Below are 14,454 nucleotides of genomic sequence, written 5' to 3' on the forward strand. Positions count from 1 at the left end.
GGTCGCGATTGCGGTTTGCGCCTCCCCGATCCGGCAGTATGCTGGGCGCTGTTGCCGACCCGCCCCGGAGTTTTCCTTATGGCCTACACGTTCATCACCCTGCCCTCGCCCGTCGGCGAGTTGAAGCTGGTCGCGAACGGTTCACGACTGGCCGCCATCCTCTGGGAAAACGACAAACCGAACCGGGTGCGCCTTGGACCGATGAGCGAAGCGCCGGACAATCCGGTGTTGATGAAAACTGCACGACAACTGGAAGAATATTTTGCCGGCACGCGCGATGCGTTCGATGTGGCGCTGGACTTTGCCGGCACCGAGTTCCAGAAAAAGGTCTGGGCCGCATTGCTGACCATTCCATTCGGCGAGACCCGCACCTACAGCCAGATTGCGCAGCAGATCGGCCACCCGAGCGCAGTGCGCGCCGTCGGCGCGGCGAACGGGCGCAATCCGATTTCGATCATCGCGCCCTGCCACCGGGTCATCGGCGCGTCGGGCCAGTTGACCGGATTTGCCGGAGGCCTGGAGGCCAAGGAGCGATTGTTGACGCTGGAGAGCGGTCCGGGATCAGACATCGGCAAAACCGGCGAGCTGTTTTAAGCATCAAAGAAATTATTCATCGCCGCGTACTGCAACAGCATGATGGTCTTGGCATCGCAGATTTCGCCGCGCGCAAACGCCTTGAGCGCGTCATCGAAAAGCCACTCCAGCACCTCCAGCTCTTCGGTTTCCTCTTCCAGCCCGCCGCCACTGCTGACCTTCGACGCTGCATCGTATTCGGCCACGAAGAAGTGCAATTTCTCGGTCACAGATCCCGGACTCATGTAAGCCTCGAAGACCTTCCTCACGTCATGTACGCGGTAACCGGTTTCTTCCTCAGCCTCGTCACGGATTCGCTGCTCCGGCGCCGCGCCTTCCAGCAATCCTGCAGCGACCTCGATCAGCAAGCCGTCATGACCGTTGACGAACACCGGCAGACGGAACTGGCGGGTCAGCACCACGGTGCGTTTTTCGCGGTTGAACAACAGAATCGCTGCACCATTGCCACGGTCGTAAACCTCGCGAGTCTGGCGTTGCCATTCACCGTTGTTGCGCAGGTAATCGAACGTGATTTTCTTCAGCAGGTACCAGTCGTGGGACAACACCTGAGTGTCGACGATGTTGATCCGTTCGGCGGTGTCGGGCATGACGATCGATCCTTTTCTGTCATCGGAAAAGTCCCCATGTTAGGCGAAAAAAAGCCCGGCAGCGCTACCGGGCTTTTTCATTCGTTTACTGCTGACGGGCCATGTCGGCCATTGCGACATCGGGCTCCTGTGCGACAGCCGCCACGCCATTGATCAGCGGCCCGTAACGCCGACTGAACTGCCAGTTGTATGGCACCCGATCCTTGCTGGTGCCGTTGTCCCAGTTCACGGACCAGGTCATCAGGCCCTTGATCGGGTGCCCTTTGACGGCCAGACGTTTCATCGCGTTGCCGACCACGTTTTTGTCAATCACGTAACCGGTGGCCGCCGCATCGTTGTTGGCTGGCAGGCCAATGACAAACTTGTCCGCAGGGATTTTCGTGAAACCGCGCGTGCCGGTCACCAGACTTTCCGTCAGGTAATAGAGAAAGTCCTCCTTCATCGCGTCGTTGTTTTGCGCGATCCACGCCCCGTTACCGTTGTTGGCCTCCGGTACCCAGACGCCATCGCCTCCCTGGTTATAGAACTGCGGCGCGATGAAATCGTAATAGCCTTCCAGCGCCTGCAGGTAACCGACATATTTGCCGGAGGTGGTCAGGTACGGAAACTCCGGCGCCATGCTGATGATGAAATGCTTGCCCTGGCCTGCGTAGTGATCCTTGACCAGTTTCAGGGCGGCCGGCAGGACGGTCTTGTTGGCAGCGAAATCAATCGCGCTCTGTTCAAGATCGATGTCCAGACCGTCGAAGCCGTAGGTTTCCACCAGACGGATGATTTCATTGGCCAGCGGTTGCTCCTGGCCGGCACGCAATTCGATGTGCGCGTCTGCGCCGCCGAGGGAAATCAGCACCGCCCGACCCTGGCTGTTGAGCACCCCGACCTGGCGGCGGAACTCGGCGTCGGAGACGTTGTACGGCTTGAAGGTCGGAATCCCGCTGCCCTTCATGAACGCCACGGCGACCACGTTGTAGTCCTTGGGGACGTCCGTCAGGGCGATGTTGGCGAACTGACCACGCTGATAGCCATCACTCGGGCCGGCGGGCCAGTTGTGCCAGAAGCCCATGAGGATCTTCTTGCCGGCGATGCTCGGCATCAGCGAGGCAGCGTCGCTCGCCTGGTTTTGCATTAAGGTGAAGTCGATGTTTGACATGTTCTAATCCTTCAGAACGTGTGGCTGGAGGTTGCAGACTTATTTGAAGTCCACATCGAAGGCCTGATAGAAGGCGTTGCCGGTGTTGGCGACGATCCACATCAGAACAATGACGTGACGCCCGTGCTTGTTGGCCGGGAGTGTGACCGCATGATTGACCTTGGCCTTCAGCTCCGCCGAATGGCTGTAGTACGGCACTTGCGGATAGAAGTCCTCGGCGAACGGTTTTGCTTCCAGTTGTGCACGGGTGATGCGTTGTTTCGGGTCCCAGCCATCCTTGGTGATCAGCCAGCGGTAGCCGCGGGTGGTGTGGGGCGCGGTGTATTCCCATTTCACTTCGAGGGTCTGGCCAGGGGTGACATTGAGCAGTGGCCAGGTGAATGGACGACCGAGTTTCTTGCTCATTTCCTCGTCGGTGAAGTTCACGCAATCACGGGCGTCGTCCTTGCCGCCGCTGAGAATGTGACCGTCGGCCGGCGGCACGACACTCGGGTTATCCGACTCGAAAGGTGCCGGAAACGGGCCGGCCACCAGTGCCGGGAAGTTCTTGCCACCCTCCATCTCGTTGACCTGCCAGCCGCCGAGCAATCCTTGCTCGATGGCCACCGCACCGCGGCTTGCAGGGGAAATGACGCGACCGTGTCGCAGTTGGGTTTGAGCTTGTGGTTGGTTCATGTTTTTCACTCCGTTGATTTAAGAACTCTCCTGTCCGAGGAGAGGCCTTGAAACTAACGGAGGGGGATTTTTTGTCCATCGGCGGTTTTGTCGCAGCCTGTCGCGGACAGGCTCGGAAAACCCCGATAATACTGGATATAAATACAGTACATTGCGATGTTTCTCACCCTGCGCATGGCAAAAAGACTACACGGCGTTATTACAAACACCTGCATTCACCGGCTCAGGCCAGCTGCGCCTTGAACTCTTTTTCATACTGCCCGGCGAGCTGTTCTTTCTGCTTGTCATCGAGCAGCTTTCCGGCCATCTGAAAGAACTTCTGCTCCTCTTCCTTCAAGTGGTGATGAACCTTGTCCGAGAGCTTTTTCGCCGTGGCCAGCCAGGCCGGGCTGGACATTTCGGTCTCGTCGAGTTCCTCCATCATTTCGTCCATTTCATGGTGCTCGGCGATGGCGTGGCGACTCAGGTCGACGCCATTGTCGAATTCCATCAGCGGGATATAGAAGTGGCGCTCTTCGGCTGTCTCGTGGGCCTGCAACTCGGCTTTCAGTTGCTTGTAGGCTTCGACGCGTTCCGGGGTGTCGCCGCTGGTCTCGATCAATGCCCTGGCGTAGCCGCGCTGGCGGTCGTGGCTCTGGCGAAGGGCTTCGAAAATGTTCATGGACTCTCCTCGACAAACGCATTCGGAATGAACGCCTTTGAAGGGCTAGACCCCAACGCTGGAGCGACGGTTCCAACTGTTCGATGCCGGGATGGATCAATTGACCGAGGCGCGATAGTCTGCCGGTTCACTGCCATAAGGATGTTGCACATGAGTTTACGGATCGAGCTGTCGCAAGACTCCACGGAAGAAGAACGCCGGGCCATTCTGGCGCCCCTGCACGCCTATAACGTCGCTCAGGCCGGAATTGCCGTATCGGAGCCGCTCACGTTGCTGGTACGCGATGAACACGACACCATTCTGGGTGGGCTCTATGGCCGGTTGGTCTGCCAGTGGTTGTTCGTCGATCTGTTGTCGGTGCCGGAGCAAGGTCGCCATCAGGGGATCGGCTCCAAACTGATGCGCATGGCCGAAGACCTGGCGCGGGAGAAAGGTTGCATCGGGGCGTGGCTCGACACCTTCGATTTCCAGGCGCCTGAGTTCTACAAAAAGCTGGGGTATAGCCAGTTTGGCGAGCTGGCGGACTACCCGCCGGGGCACAAACGAATGTTTTTCCAGAAACGTCTGGACGCCTGAGCCCCACGGATCGCCAGGTTTACAGACAGGTCGCCAGCGCTGCCAACCGCCGCTTGGCGACAAAGTCGTCCTTCTGCGCGTAGTAATTCAGCACCGTGCCGGACGCATCAGTGGTCAAGTCGACGAACGACTCCGCCGAACGGGTGTAGACCGTCGAGCCACCCTTCTTGCCCGGTTGCAGATACGCCGCCGCATCCACACCGAACACCGCTTCGTCCTGCCAGGCGAACTGCACGCACTGGGCCACGACTTTCTCGGGTTTGTCCGAGTTCAGGACCTTGTAAGGGGTTTGAGTGCGGGCGTCTTCCATCACCGAACCCGCGCAACCGGCCAGCAGGGTTGCCGCCAGTGCCACCATCAGCATTCGCATTGCATTCGCTCATTCGGAAAAAAGCGGACTGTATCATCGCAACGCGCAAAATCGTTCTGCTTTACTGCATTTAGAGCGCGACACCGGCCGGCAGCTGCGGCACATTAAAGGTCATCAGCCCCACAAGGAACCCCTATGGCGCCTACCGATCAGCGACATGAACAGGCTCTGAAACTGTTTCTCGATGCACGCCCCGAGCTGCGCGAAACCCTCGACCATCTCAACCCGCTGCTGGCCCAGGCCAAGGGCGAAACACAGGCACAATATCGCGAAGAACGCCTGCACGAAGCCTTTGAAGCCGAGGCCGAAAGCCAGGGACTGTTTGCCTGGGAACTGACGCTGCAACTGACCGCAGCCACACCCGAGGAGTATCAGGCGCAACGCCTGGAAGTGCACCGCGAAGTGGCGGAGATGGCCGGGATGGACTGGTTGGAATATTGCGACCTTTATGGCATAGAACCCTGACCTCTACGCAAGGACATCCACGCCAATGCTGCCAACCGCCTCGACTCACCGCGCCAGCCCCGGCCACCTGCATACACAGAAATGGCGCGGTCGCGTAGGGCTGGCAATGGTGGCCGCACTCTCGGTGCTGGCCGGGATGACCGATGCCATCGGTTTCATGGCCAGTGGTGACTTCGTTTCCTTCATGAGCGGCAACACTACGCGACTGGCGGTGGCGATCAGTGATGGCGATGTGAGTCTGACGGTGCGACTGGTGATTCTGGTCGCCACGTTCGTCTTCGGCAACGCTCTCGGCGTGGTGATCGGTCGCCTCGGCGGGCGCCGCGCGCTGCCGTTGCTGCTGTGCATCGCAACGCTGCTCTGCGGAGCTGCCGCCTGGCCGTCCGATGTTCAACTGCCGGCACTGCTGGCGGCGATCGTCGCCATGGGCATGCTCAATGCGGCGGTGGAGGAAGTGAACGGTCTGGCGGTGGGGTTGACCTATGTCACCGGTGCACTCTCGCGGTTCGGTCGCGGTCTGGGGCGCTGGATAATGGGGGAGCGGCGCAATGGCTGGCGCGTGCAACTGGTGCCGTGGAGCGGCATGTTCATCGGCGCCATCCTCGGCGCCGTACTGGAGCATCATCTGGGACTCAAAGCGCTGTACGCCAGCGGTTTGCTGGCGGCGTTGATCGGCCTGGTCTCGCTGAAAATCCCCCGGCGCTGGCAGTTGGGGTACATGCCGCGCTGAAGTCTGCGGCAACATCGACTTCGCTGCTCTGCCGAGAAAGCTTTATCATGGCCGCAGTTTTGCTGATCGAGTCCGTCATGAAGTTCGCCATTGCGTTGTTTTCCGCCGCCCATGCGCCCTCCTCGCGCCGCGCCCTGCTGTTCGCGCAGGCCGCGCTGGCCGGCGGGCATGAGATTGTCCGGCTGTTTTTCTATCAGGACGGGGTCTACAACGCGTCCGACGCTGTGGTCACGCCCCAGGACGAACTGGACCTGCCCAGGCAGTGGCGCAGCTTCATTGCCGAACAAAACCTCGACGGCGTGGTGTGCATCGCCGCGGCCCTGCGCCGTGGCGTGTTGAATGCCGAGGAAGCCGGGCGTTATCAGCGTGATGCAGTGGCCGTCAGCGCGCCGTGGGAATTGTCCGGCCTCGGCCAGTTGCATGACGCGGTGCAGGATGCCGACCGCCTCGTCTGTTTCGGAGGCGCGTGACATGGCCAAATCCCTTCTGATTATCAGCCGTCAATCGCCGTGGTCCGGCCCCGGCGCCCGCGAAGCACTGGACATCGTGCTGGCCGGCGGCGCCTTCGATCTGCCGATCGGCCTGCTGTTTCTCGACGACGGCGTGTTGCAACTGGCCGCCGGGCAAAACGCCAAGGCCCTGCAACAGAAAGACCTGAGCGCCAACCTGCAAGCGTTGCCGATGTTCGGTGTCGAGGAGCTGTTCTACTGCGCCGACAGCGCCAGTGTTCGCGGCCTCGGCGATCGCTCGCTGGACGAGGCGCAGCCTTTGGCCGCCGAGCAAATCACCGCCCTCATTGACCGTTACGACCAGGTGATCACCCTCTGATGTCGACTTTGCATGTGTTGTCCCACTCCCCGTTCGGCGGCGAACGCCTGACCAGTTGCCTGCGCCTGCTGGGCGCTGCCGACGCGTTGTTGCTGTCTGGCGATGCCGCTTATGCGCTGCAACCCGGCACCGCGCCGTTCAGCGCGCTGGAAACCCGTCGGGTGAAACTCTTTGTCCTGGCCGAAGACGCGCAAGCCCGTGCCGTGCAGGTTCCGGACTGGGCCGAAGCCATCGATTATCCGGCCTTCGTCGAACTGTCGATCCGCCACGACAAGGTCAACAGCTGGCTATGAATGCGCTGACCGTCGGCGCCCGCGCCATCGAACTGGACAAGGACGGCTTCCTGGTCGACCTCAACGACTGGTCGGCTGAAGTCGCCAGCGCCCTCGCCGCTGCCGAAGACATCGAAATGAGCGCCGAACACTGGGAAATCCTCGAACTGCTGCGCAGCTTCTACACCGAATTCCAGCTGTCCCCCGCGACCCGGCCACTGATCAAGTACACCGCGCTCAAGCTCGGCGCGGAGAAAGGCAACAGCCTGCACCTGAACCGACTGTTCAAAGGCACCCCTGCCAAACTCGCCGCGAAACTGGCGGGCCTGCCCAAACCGACGAATTGCCTATGACCGACTATCCAGCGCTGACCCTCGAAACGCCCGCCGAACATCCGTTCGCCCAGTTCGTACGCATCCTCGGCAAAGGCAAGCGCGGTGCCCGCGACCTGACCCGCGAGGAAGCCCGGGAGGCCATGGGCATGGTGCTCGACGAAGCGGTCGAAGAAACCCAGCTCGGCGCCTTCCTGATGTTGCTGCGGCACAAGGAAGAAAGCGCCGAGGAAATGGCCGGCTTCACCGAGGCCTTGCGTGAACGCTTGCAGGCACCGGCGCTGAAGGTCGATCTGGACTGGCCGACTTACGCAGGCAAGAAGCGTCATCTGCCCTGGTATCTGCTGGCCGCCAAGTGCCTGGCGCAGAACGGTGTGCGCATCTTCATGCACGGCGGCGGCGCACATACCGCCGGGCGCTTGTATTCCGAACAATTGCTCGGCGAGCTGAACATCCCGCTGTGCCGCAACTGGCAACAGGTGGGCGACTCACTGGACAGCGGCGGTCTGGCGTTCATGCCACTGGTGGACTGGGCACCGCAGCTGCAACGGATGATCGACCTGCGCAACACCCTCGGTCTGCGCTCGCCGATCCATTCGCTGGCGCGGATTCTCAATCCGTTGGGCGCGCGTTGCGGTTTGCAGAGCATTTTCCACCCTGGCTACCAAGCGGTGCACCGCGATGCGAGCGGTCTGCTCGGCGATACGGCAATCGTGATCAAGGGCGACGGCGGCGAAATCGAGATCAACCCGGATGCCGACAGCCACTTGTACGGCACTACGGGTGGAGAAAGCTGGGATGAGGAATGGCCGCAGCTGTCAGCGCAGCGTCACGTCAAACCGGCTTCGCTGGATATCGAGCATCTGAAAGCCGTCTGGCGCGGCGATGTGGTCGACAGTTATCCGCAGATGGCGCTGATTTCGACCATGGCGTTGGCGCTGCGCGGCCTCGGTCAGAGCCGTGAACAGGCTTTCGAAACCGCCGAGAAATACTGGGCCGCACGGAACAGATCGATATAGCCGATCATTAACGCCCGATCTTTGCGCTTTTTGTTCGAACTCATCGGAGTAGACTCGGCTCCAACGATTATGGGTTTATGGAGTCTTGATCATGGGTTTACTCGTCGACGGCCGCTGGCAGGACAAGTGGTACGAAAGCAGCAAGGACGGCGCGTTCCAGCGCGAACAGGCGCAGCGTCGCAACTGGGTCACGCGCAACGGCGAGCCCGGCCCGAGCGGTGAAGGCGGTTTCGCCGCCGAAGCCGGGCGTTATCACCTTTATGTCTCTCTAGCCTGTCCGTGGGCCCATCGCACGCTGATCCTGCGCAAGCTCAAAGGCCTGGAAAGTCTGATCGACGTGTCAGTCGTCAGTTGGCTGATGCTGGAAAACGGCTGGACCTTCGACCAGACCCTCGGCTCGAGCGGCGACAAACTCGACCACCTCGACTTCATGCACCAGCGCTACACCGCTGACACCGCCGACTACACCGGCCGCGTCACCGTGCCGGTGCTGTGGGACAAGAAGCTCAAGCGCATCGTCAGCAATGAATCGGCGGAAATCATCCGCATGTTCAACAGCGCGTTCGACGACTTGACCGGCAACGATCTGGACTTCTATCCGGCGCCACTGCGCAGCGAGATCGATGCGCTGAACGAACGCATCTATCCGGCGGTGAACAACGGCGTATACCGCGCCGGGTTTGCCACCTCGCAGAACGCCTATGAAGAAGCGTTCGACGACGTGTTTGCCGAACTCGATCATCTGGAGCAGCTGCTGGGCGCCAATCGATATCTGACAGGCGAATACCTGACCGAGGCAGACGTGCGGTTGTTCACCACGCTGATTCGTTTCGACGCGGTGTATCACGGGCACTTCAAATGCAATCTGCGGCGGATCAGCGATTATTCGAACCTGTCGAACTGGCTGCGGGAGATGTACCAGTGGCCGGGCGTGGCCGAGACCGTGGATTTCCAGCACATCAAGAATCACTACTACGGCAGCCACAAGACCATCAACCCGACCGGAGTTGTGCCAAAGGGGCCGAAGCAGGATTTCAATGTTGCCCATGACCGGAACCGGTTGGGCGGTAAGGGGGTTTGGCGCAGAGGTTGAGAGCCGGATCGTTCCCACCCTGTGGGAACGATCTTTTTTTCAGGGTCAGACCTGACCCTGAGCGCCCTCGAACCACGCCAGTTTCTCACGCAGTTGCACCACCTCGCCGACGATCACCAGCGTCGGCGCATGCACTTCATGCTCCGCCACCAGACGCGGCAGATCAGCCAGCGTGCCGGTGAAGACCCGCTGATTGACCGTGGTGCCCTGCTGGATCAACGCTGCCGGGGTATCGGCCGCACGACCATGCTTGATCAACTGCTCGCAGATGACTGGCAGCCCCACCAGCCCCATGTAGAACACCAGCGTCTGCGCCGGCGCGACAAGGTCGGCCCACGGCAGATCGGTGGAACCGTCCTTCAAGTGCCCGGCGACGAAACGTACTGACTGCGCGTAATCGCGATGGGTCAGCGGAATCCCGGCATAGGCCGCGCAACCGCTGGCCGCCGTGATACCCGGCACCACCTGGAACGGGATGCCGTGGGCCGCCAGCTCCTCGATCTCTTCACCGCCACGGCCGAAGATGAACGGATCCCCGCCCTTCAACCGCACCACACGCTTGCCAGCCTTGGCCAGGTCTACCAGTTGCTGGTTGATCTGATCCTGCGGCACAGCGTGATCGGCGCGACGCTTGCCGACGTAAACCCGTTCGGCATCGCGACGGCACAGCTCAAGAATCGCAGGTGCCACCAAGCGGTCATACAACACCACGTCGGCTTGCTGCATCAGACGCAAGGCGCGGAAGGTCAGCAGATCCGGATCGCCCGGCCCTGCGCCCACCAGATACACCTCACCGGTCGTAACCATGGCTTCGCCGTCAATCTTGGCTTGAAGCAAACGTTCGGCTTCGGCGCCCTGTCCTGCCAGTTGCCGATCAGCAATCGGCCCCTGGAACACGTCTTCCCAAAAACCGCGACGCTGCTGCACATCGGGAAACAGGCCTTTGACCTGATCACGAAAGCGTGCAGCCAGACCGGCCAGATGGCCGTAGGTCGAAGGAATCCAGGTTTCGATCTTGGCGCGGATCAACCGCGCCAGCACCGGCGCATCGCCGCCGCTTGAGACCGCGATGATCAGCGGCGAGCGGTCGACGATCGCCGGGAAGATCACGCTGCACAACGCCGGCGCGTCCACCACATTGACCGGCACGCAACGCCGATGAGCATCTGCGGAGACTTGCGCGTTCAACGCTTCGTCGTCGGTGGCGGCAATGATCAGCCCGCAACCGTCCAGATCCGTTTCGTCGTAGCCACGCAACAGGCACTCGCCACCGCTGGTGGCGACCAGTTCGCGCAGTTGCGCTTCGATTTCAGGTGCAACCACCCGCAGCAGCGCACCGGCATCGGCCAGCAGGCGGGACTTGCGCAAGGCAATCTCCCCCCCACCGACAACCAACACACGACTGCCGCGCAGGTTGTGAAACAGCGGCAGATATTTCATTTAGCCGATGACCTCAAGGCCACCCATGTACGGCTTCAGCACGTCCGGCACGCGGATCGAACCGTCGGCCTGCTGGTAGTTTTCCAGCACGGCCACCAGCGTACGACCGACCGCCAGACCGGAACCGTTCAGGGTGTGTACCAGCTCAGGCTTGCCGGTTTCCGGGTTGCGGAAACGCGCCTGCATGCGGCGGGCCTGGAAGTCGCCGCAGTTGGAGCACGACGAGATTTCACGGTACTTGTCCTGGCTCGGGATCCACACTTCCAGGTCGTAAGTCTTGACCGCGCTGAAGCCCATGTCGCCGGTGCACAGTGCCAGGGTACGGTAAGGCAGACCCAGCAGTTGCAGGACTTTCTCGGCGTTGGCGGTCAGACTTTCCAGCGCTTCCATCGACTTCGACGGCTCGACGATCTGCACCATCTCGACCTTGTCGAACTGGTGCTGGCGGATCATGCCGCGAGTGTCACGGCCGGACGCACCGGCTTCGCTGCGGAAGCACGGAGTGTGAGCGACGAACTTGATCGGCAGCTGTTTCGAATCGACGATTTCACCGGCCACGATGTTGGTCAGCGACACTTCGGCGGTCGGGATCAGGTACAGATCGGCTTCGCCTTCGCGACCAATCTTGAACAGGTCTTCTTCGAACTTCGGCAGTTGACCGGTGCCTTGCAGCGCAGGAGCCTGAACCAGATAAGGCGTGTAAGCCTCTTCGTAGCCGTGCTCGGTGACGTGCAGGTTGATCATGAACTGCGCCAGTGCGCGGTGCAGACGGGCAATCGGGCCACGCAGCAGGGCGAAACGTGCGCCGGACAGCTTGGCGGCGGTTTCGAAGTCGAGCCAGCCGAATTTCTCGCCCAGGGCCACGTGGTCCTGAACCGGGAAGTCGAACGCAGTCGGCGTACCCCAGCGACGGACTTCGACGTTGCCGTCTTCGTCTTCGCCAACCGGTACCGATTCGTGCGGCAGGTTCGGAATGCCCAGCAGGATCGAATCCAGTTCGGTCTGGATCGCGTCCAGCTCGACTTTACCGGCACTCAGTTCGCCCGCCATGCGCTCGACGTCCGCCATCAGCGGCGCGATGTCTTCGCCGCGCTGCTTGGCCTGACCGATGGATTTGGAACGCGCGTTACGCTCAGCCTGCAGTGCTTCGGTGCGGGTCTGGACGGTCTTGCGCTGTTCTTCCAGCGCTTCGATGCGCGCGACATCCAGGGCAAAGCCACGGGAAGCCAGGCGGTCCGCTACGTCCTGGAGGTTGCTACGTAACAGTTTGGAATCGAGCATGTCGGTTTCTCGTTATCAAAGTTTGGTCAGGGACAGGCCGGCCCAGGTCGCGAGCAGCCCGCCGAATACGCTGATGGCCGCATAGCCCAGGGCCAGCGGCACTTGCCCGCTTTCCAACAGGCGCACCGTATCCAGTGAAAAGGATGAAAAAGTCGTCAGCCCCCCAAGGAAGCCGACCATCAACCCGGCGCGCACCTCGATGGGCACTTCCGGGCGTATCAAAAACAGGCCGTACAACACGCCGATCAACAGGCAGCCCACGATATTAACGGCCAGCGTCGCGGTATAGAAGTGCCGCGGCCAATTGGCGTTGACCCAATTGCCAGTGGCGAAGCGCAACAAGGTGCCGGCAATCCCGCCGACGGAGACTGCAACAATCAATGGAACCACTATTTTCTCCGTTGCCGAGGGCTTAAACGATCGAGTTGGGCGAGGTGGTTGAGCTTCTCGCCGATCTTCAACTCCAGGCCACGGGGCACCGGTTGGTAGAACGGAATCGGGTCGAGTTCTTCCGGGAAATAGTCTTCGCCGGCCGCGTAAGCGTCCGGTTCGTCGTGGGCATAACGGTATTCGTCGCCGTAACCCAATTGCTTCATCAATTTGGTCGGCGCATTGCGCAGGTGCAGCGGCACTTCCAGCGAACCGTGCTCGGCGGCGGCGCGCAGCGCGGTCTTGAAGCCCATGTACACCGCGTTGCTTTTCGGCGCACACGCCAGGTAGGTGATGGCCTGAGCCACTGCCAACTCACCTTCCGGGCTGCCAAGACGTTCCTGCACTTCCCACGCGGCCAGGCACAGACTCAGGGCGCGGGGGTCGGCATTGCCGATGTCTTCGCTGGCCATGCGCACCACGCGGCGGGCCAGATACAGCGGATCGCAGCCACCGTCGATCATCCGCGCAAACCAGTACAGCGCGCCGTCCGGGTTCGAGCCACGCACCGATTTGTGCAGCGCGGAAATCTGGTCGTAGAACGCTTCGCCGCCCTTGTCGAAACGCCGACGGGTATCGCCGAGCAGGCTTTGCAGCAGCTCGGTGCCCATCTCGCTGTTGTCTTCGGCCAGGTCCGAAGCGTTCTCCAGCAGATTGAGCAACCGCCGGCCATCACCGTCGGCGGCGGACAGCAGCATCTGGAAGCCTTCATCGCTGAGGGTCAGATGCCGCTTGCCCAGACCTCGGTCTTCGGTGAGCGCGCGGTGCACCAGTTTGCGCAACGCTGCTTCGTCGAGACTCTTGAGTACATAGACCCGCGCCCGCGACAGCAACGCGTTGTTCAATTCGAAGGAAGGGTTTTCGGTGGTTGCGCCGATGAAGATCAGCGTGCCGTCTTCAACGTACGGCAGAAAGGCGTCCTGCTGGGACTTGTTGAAGCGGTGCACTTCATCGACAAACAGGATCGTGCGCTTGCCGTACTGACCGGCCTGCTGCCTGGCGATTTCCACCGCCTGACGGATCTCTTTGACGCCAGCCAATACGGCCGACACCGTTTCGAAATGCGCATCCGAGACTTCTGCCAGCAACCGCGCCAGCGTGGTCTTGCCCACGCCCGGCGGGCCCCAGAAGATCATCGAATGCAGGGCACCCTGCTCCAGCGCTTCGCGCAAAGGCTTGCCGCGAGCGAGCACATGTTCCTGACCGACGTACTCGTCCAGATTGGTCGCCCGCAAACGGGCGGCCAGTGGCTGGGCAATCGGTGCACTGCGAAACAGATCCATCACGTAGCGTTGAAACCTCTGTGTTTATTCCTGGATCACATCGGCACCCTTGGGGATGTCGAACTTGAACTTCGAGGCCGGGACCGCTTCGTTGGCCTTCACCCCGGTGAACAGGATGTTGGTGCGCTGACCGACACTGTCGATCAGTTGCATGTCATTGACCAGACCGTTACGGAACGACAGACGCAGACTGTCGAACAGCGTGTCCTTGGTTTTCGGCTTCAGGGTGAAATCGATCACACCGCCCGCCTCTTTCGCGCTGATATCGAAGCTCTGGCTGATTTTCGATACGTCACCAGACAGCAACAGGGCCGGGGTCTGAGTCAGGCGCTCGTCCAGCTTCTTGATGGTGGCCTGCTCCAGATCCGGGTCCCACAGGGTGACTTTCTTGCCGTCGGAGACCATGGTCTGCTCGGCCGGCGCATTGGTGTGCCAGTAGAACAGGCCCGGACGCTGCAGGGTCATGTCGCCGGTGGTTTCCTGCAGCTGGGTGCCGCTGCCGTCGAGGGTCAGCTGGGAAAAATTGGCGGTCAGGGTCTTGGATGTTTCCAGCAATTGGGTCAGGCGAGCCACATCCTTGTCATCGGCGTGAGCCGTGAGGGTGGTCAGAGCCAGTACCGGCAGCAGCATGCGGATAAGACGCATGGGAGTCCTCTTGAATACGCGTGG

Annotated in this window: 19 protein-coding genes and 1 pseudogene; 10 read left to right on the plus strand and 10 right to left on the minus strand. The window is 61.1% G+C overall.

Features of this window, described 5'->3' with window-relative positions:
- Window positions 1-78: 78 nt before the first annotated feature.
- Window positions 79-594 carry a methylated-DNA--[protein]-cysteine S-methyltransferase gene (locus tag J5M72_RS02495; protein ID WP_169430919.1) on the plus strand — a complete coding sequence of 172 codons (516 nt, stop codon included), beginning with the start codon at window positions 79-81 and terminating at the stop codon, window positions 592-594.
- Here the strand turns inward: J5M72_RS02495 and J5M72_RS02500 are convergent.
- The 4 genes and pseudogenes from J5M72_RS02500 to J5M72_RS02515 all read right to left on the minus strand — a co-directional run bounded on the left by J5M72_RS02500 (window position 591) and on the right by J5M72_RS02515 (window position 3,667).
- Window positions 591-1,181, minus strand: coding sequence for an NUDIX domain-containing protein (locus tag J5M72_RS02500; protein ID WP_169430920.1), 591 nt, complete (start codon window positions 1,179-1,181; stop codon window positions 591-593). The genes J5M72_RS02495 and J5M72_RS02500 overlap by 4 nt on opposite strands.
- 148 nt (window positions 1,182-1,329) lie before the next feature.
- A pseudogene (locus J5M72_RS02505) lies at window positions 1,330-2,331 on the minus strand (chitinase); the annotation flags it as partial.
- Window positions 2,332-2,370: 39 nt separating this feature from the next.
- Entirely contained in the window at window positions 2,371-3,006 is a 636-nt protein-coding gene (locus tag J5M72_RS02510) for a lytic polysaccharide monooxygenase auxiliary activity family 9 protein (protein WP_169430922.1), read from the minus strand.
- A gap of 223 nt (window positions 3,007-3,229) precedes the next feature.
- Entirely contained in the window at window positions 3,230-3,667 is a 438-nt protein-coding gene (locus J5M72_RS02515; RefSeq protein ID WP_207863926.1) for a hemerythrin domain-containing protein, read from the minus strand.
- A 150-nt stretch (window positions 3,668-3,817) separates the two neighbouring features.
- Between J5M72_RS02515 and J5M72_RS02520 the strand changes: the two genes are divergently transcribed.
- On the plus strand, window positions 3,818-4,243 hold the full coding sequence (locus J5M72_RS02520; RefSeq protein WP_207863927.1) for a GNAT family N-acetyltransferase: 426 nt from the start codon (window positions 3,818-3,820) through the stop codon (window positions 4,241-4,243).
- Window positions 4,244-4,262: 19 nt separating this feature from the next.
- Here J5M72_RS02520 and J5M72_RS02525 read toward each other — a convergent pair whose 3' ends face one another.
- Window positions 4,263-4,613, minus strand: a complete 351-nt coding sequence (locus J5M72_RS02525; protein WP_169430925.1) for a hypothetical protein — start codon at window positions 4,611-4,613, stop codon at window positions 4,263-4,265.
- 135 nt (window positions 4,614-4,748) lie between these two features.
- On the opposite strand from J5M72_RS02525, the gene J5M72_RS02530 reads away from it, so the two are divergent.
- From J5M72_RS02530 to J5M72_RS02565, 8 genes are all read left to right on the plus strand, one after another.
- On the plus strand, window positions 4,749-5,078 hold the full coding sequence (locus J5M72_RS02530; RefSeq protein WP_085687398.1) for a DUF6388 family protein: 330 nt from the start codon (window positions 4,749-4,751) through the stop codon (window positions 5,076-5,078).
- Window positions 5,079-5,103: 25 nt separating this feature from the next.
- A complete protein-coding gene (locus tag J5M72_RS02535; RefSeq protein WP_207863928.1) occupies window positions 5,104-5,808 on the plus strand; it encodes a YoaK family protein in 705 nt (234 codons plus the stop codon).
- 77 nt (window positions 5,809-5,885) lie between these two features.
- Window positions 5,886-6,278: a sulfurtransferase complex subunit TusD gene (tusD, locus tag J5M72_RS02540; protein ID WP_169432669.1), complete on the plus strand. Its 393-nt coding sequence runs from the start codon at window positions 5,886-5,888 to the stop codon at window positions 6,276-6,278.
- A 1-nt stretch (window position 6,279) separates the two neighbouring features.
- Window positions 6,280-6,636 carry a sulfurtransferase complex subunit TusC gene (gene tusC, locus J5M72_RS02545; RefSeq protein WP_039767393.1) on the plus strand — a complete coding sequence of 119 codons (357 nt, stop codon included), beginning with the start codon at window positions 6,280-6,282 and terminating at the stop codon, window positions 6,634-6,636.
- The gene (tusB, locus tag J5M72_RS02550) at window positions 6,636-6,929 is read left to right on the plus strand and encodes a sulfurtransferase complex subunit TusB (protein ID WP_207863929.1); all 294 of its coding nucleotides are present in this window, start codon (window positions 6,636-6,638) and stop codon (window positions 6,927-6,929) included. The genes tusC and tusB overlap by 1 nt, the downstream gene beginning before the upstream one ends.
- Entirely contained in the window at window positions 6,926-7,261 is a 336-nt protein-coding gene (locus J5M72_RS02555) for a TusE/DsrC/DsvC family sulfur relay protein (protein WP_207863930.1), read from the plus strand. Before tusB ends, J5M72_RS02555 begins: the two co-directional genes overlap by 4 nt.
- Window positions 7,258-8,259: a glycosyl transferase family protein gene (locus J5M72_RS02560; RefSeq protein WP_207863931.1), complete on the plus strand. Its 1,002-nt coding sequence runs from the start codon at window positions 7,258-7,260 to the stop codon at window positions 8,257-8,259. Before J5M72_RS02555 ends, J5M72_RS02560 begins: the two co-directional genes overlap by 4 nt.
- A 91-nt stretch (window positions 8,260-8,350) precedes the next feature.
- Window positions 8,351-9,352, plus strand: coding sequence for a glutathione S-transferase family protein (locus J5M72_RS02565; protein WP_169430931.1), 1,002 nt, complete (start codon window positions 8,351-8,353; stop codon window positions 9,350-9,352).
- A gap of 45 nt (window positions 9,353-9,397) precedes the next feature.
- Here J5M72_RS02565 and cysG read toward each other — a convergent pair whose 3' ends face one another.
- The 5 genes from cysG to lolA are packed head-to-tail and all read right to left on the minus strand — an operon-like array spanning window position 9,398 to window position 14,430.
- Complete coding sequence (gene cysG / locus J5M72_RS02570; protein ID WP_207863932.1) at window positions 9,398-10,792, minus strand: siroheme synthase CysG; 1,395 nt, start codon at window positions 10,790-10,792, stop codon at window positions 9,398-9,400.
- Window positions 10,793-12,073 (minus strand): serine--tRNA ligase, encoded by a 1,281-nt coding sequence (gene serS, locus J5M72_RS02575; protein WP_169430933.1) that lies wholly within the window; start codon window positions 12,071-12,073, stop codon window positions 10,793-10,795.
- Between the two features lie 15 nt (window positions 12,074-12,088).
- The gene (gene crcB, locus J5M72_RS02580) at window positions 12,089-12,463 is read right to left on the minus strand and encodes a fluoride efflux transporter CrcB (protein WP_007958188.1); all 375 of its coding nucleotides are present in this window, start codon (window positions 12,461-12,463) and stop codon (window positions 12,089-12,091) included.
- On the minus strand, window positions 12,463-13,785 hold the full coding sequence (locus J5M72_RS02585; protein ID WP_207863933.1) for a replication-associated recombination protein A: 1,323 nt from the start codon (window positions 13,783-13,785) through the stop codon (window positions 12,463-12,465). The genes crcB and J5M72_RS02585 overlap by 1 nt, the downstream gene beginning before the upstream one ends.
- A gap of 24 nt (window positions 13,786-13,809) precedes the next feature.
- Window positions 13,810-14,430 (minus strand): outer membrane lipoprotein chaperone LolA, encoded by a 621-nt coding sequence (lolA, locus tag J5M72_RS02590; RefSeq protein ID WP_007958184.1) that lies wholly within the window; start codon window positions 14,428-14,430, stop codon window positions 13,810-13,812.
- Window positions 14,431-14,454: the final 24 nt, after the last annotated feature.

Source organism: Pseudomonas sp. 58(2021), from assembly GCF_017491585.1.
Classification (GTDB): Bacteria; Pseudomonadota; Gammaproteobacteria; order Pseudomonadales; family Pseudomonadaceae; genus Aquipseudomonas; species Aquipseudomonas fluorescens_BT.

Coding starts and splice junctions, on each gene's coding strand:
- J5M72_RS02495 (WP_169430919.1), top strand. CDS start 79: ATGGCCTACACGTTCATCACCCTGCCCTCGCCCGTCGGCGAGTTGAAG.
- J5M72_RS02500 (WP_169430920.1), bottom strand. CDS start 1,181: ATGCCCGACACCGCCGAACGGATCAACATCGTCGACACTCAGGTGTTG.
- J5M72_RS02510 (WP_169430922.1), bottom strand. CDS start 3,006: ATGAACCAACCACAAGCTCAAACCCAACTGCGACACGGTCGCGTCATT.
- J5M72_RS02515 (WP_207863926.1), bottom strand. CDS start 3,667: ATGAACATTTTCGAAGCCCTTCGCCAGAGCCACGACCGCCAGCGCGGC.
- J5M72_RS02520 (WP_207863927.1), top strand. CDS start 3,818: ATGAGTTTACGGATCGAGCTGTCGCAAGACTCCACGGAAGAAGAACGC.
- J5M72_RS02525 (WP_169430925.1), bottom strand. CDS start 4,613: ATGCGAATGCTGATGGTGGCACTGGCGGCAACCCTGCTGGCCGGTTGC.
- J5M72_RS02530 (WP_085687398.1), top strand. CDS start 4,749: ATGGCGCCTACCGATCAGCGACATGAACAGGCTCTGAAACTGTTTCTC.
- J5M72_RS02535 (WP_207863928.1), top strand. CDS start 5,104: ATGCTGCCAACCGCCTCGACTCACCGCGCCAGCCCCGGCCACCTGCAT.
- tusD (WP_169432669.1), top strand. CDS start 5,886: ATGAAGTTCGCCATTGCGTTGTTTTCCGCCGCCCATGCGCCCTCCTCG.
- tusC (WP_039767393.1), top strand. CDS start 6,280: ATGGCCAAATCCCTTCTGATTATCAGCCGTCAATCGCCGTGGTCCGGC.
- tusB (WP_207863929.1), top strand. CDS start 6,636: ATGTCGACTTTGCATGTGTTGTCCCACTCCCCGTTCGGCGGCGAACGC.
- J5M72_RS02555 (WP_207863930.1), top strand. CDS start 6,926: ATGAATGCGCTGACCGTCGGCGCCCGCGCCATCGAACTGGACAAGGAC.
- J5M72_RS02560 (WP_207863931.1), top strand. CDS start 7,258: ATGACCGACTATCCAGCGCTGACCCTCGAAACGCCCGCCGAACATCCG.
- J5M72_RS02565 (WP_169430931.1), top strand. CDS start 8,351: ATGGGTTTACTCGTCGACGGCCGCTGGCAGGACAAGTGGTACGAAAGC.
- cysG (WP_207863932.1), bottom strand. CDS start 10,792: ATGAAATATCTGCCGCTGTTTCACAACCTGCGCGGCAGTCGTGTGTTG.
- serS (WP_169430933.1), bottom strand. CDS start 12,073: ATGCTCGATTCCAAACTGTTACGTAGCAACCTCCAGGACGTAGCGGAC.
- J5M72_RS02585 (WP_207863933.1), bottom strand. CDS start 13,785: ATGGATCTGTTTCGCAGTGCACCGATTGCCCAGCCACTGGCCGCCCGT.
- lolA (WP_007958184.1), bottom strand. CDS start 14,430: ATGCGTCTTATCCGCATGCTGCTGCCGGTACTGGCTCTGACCACCCTC.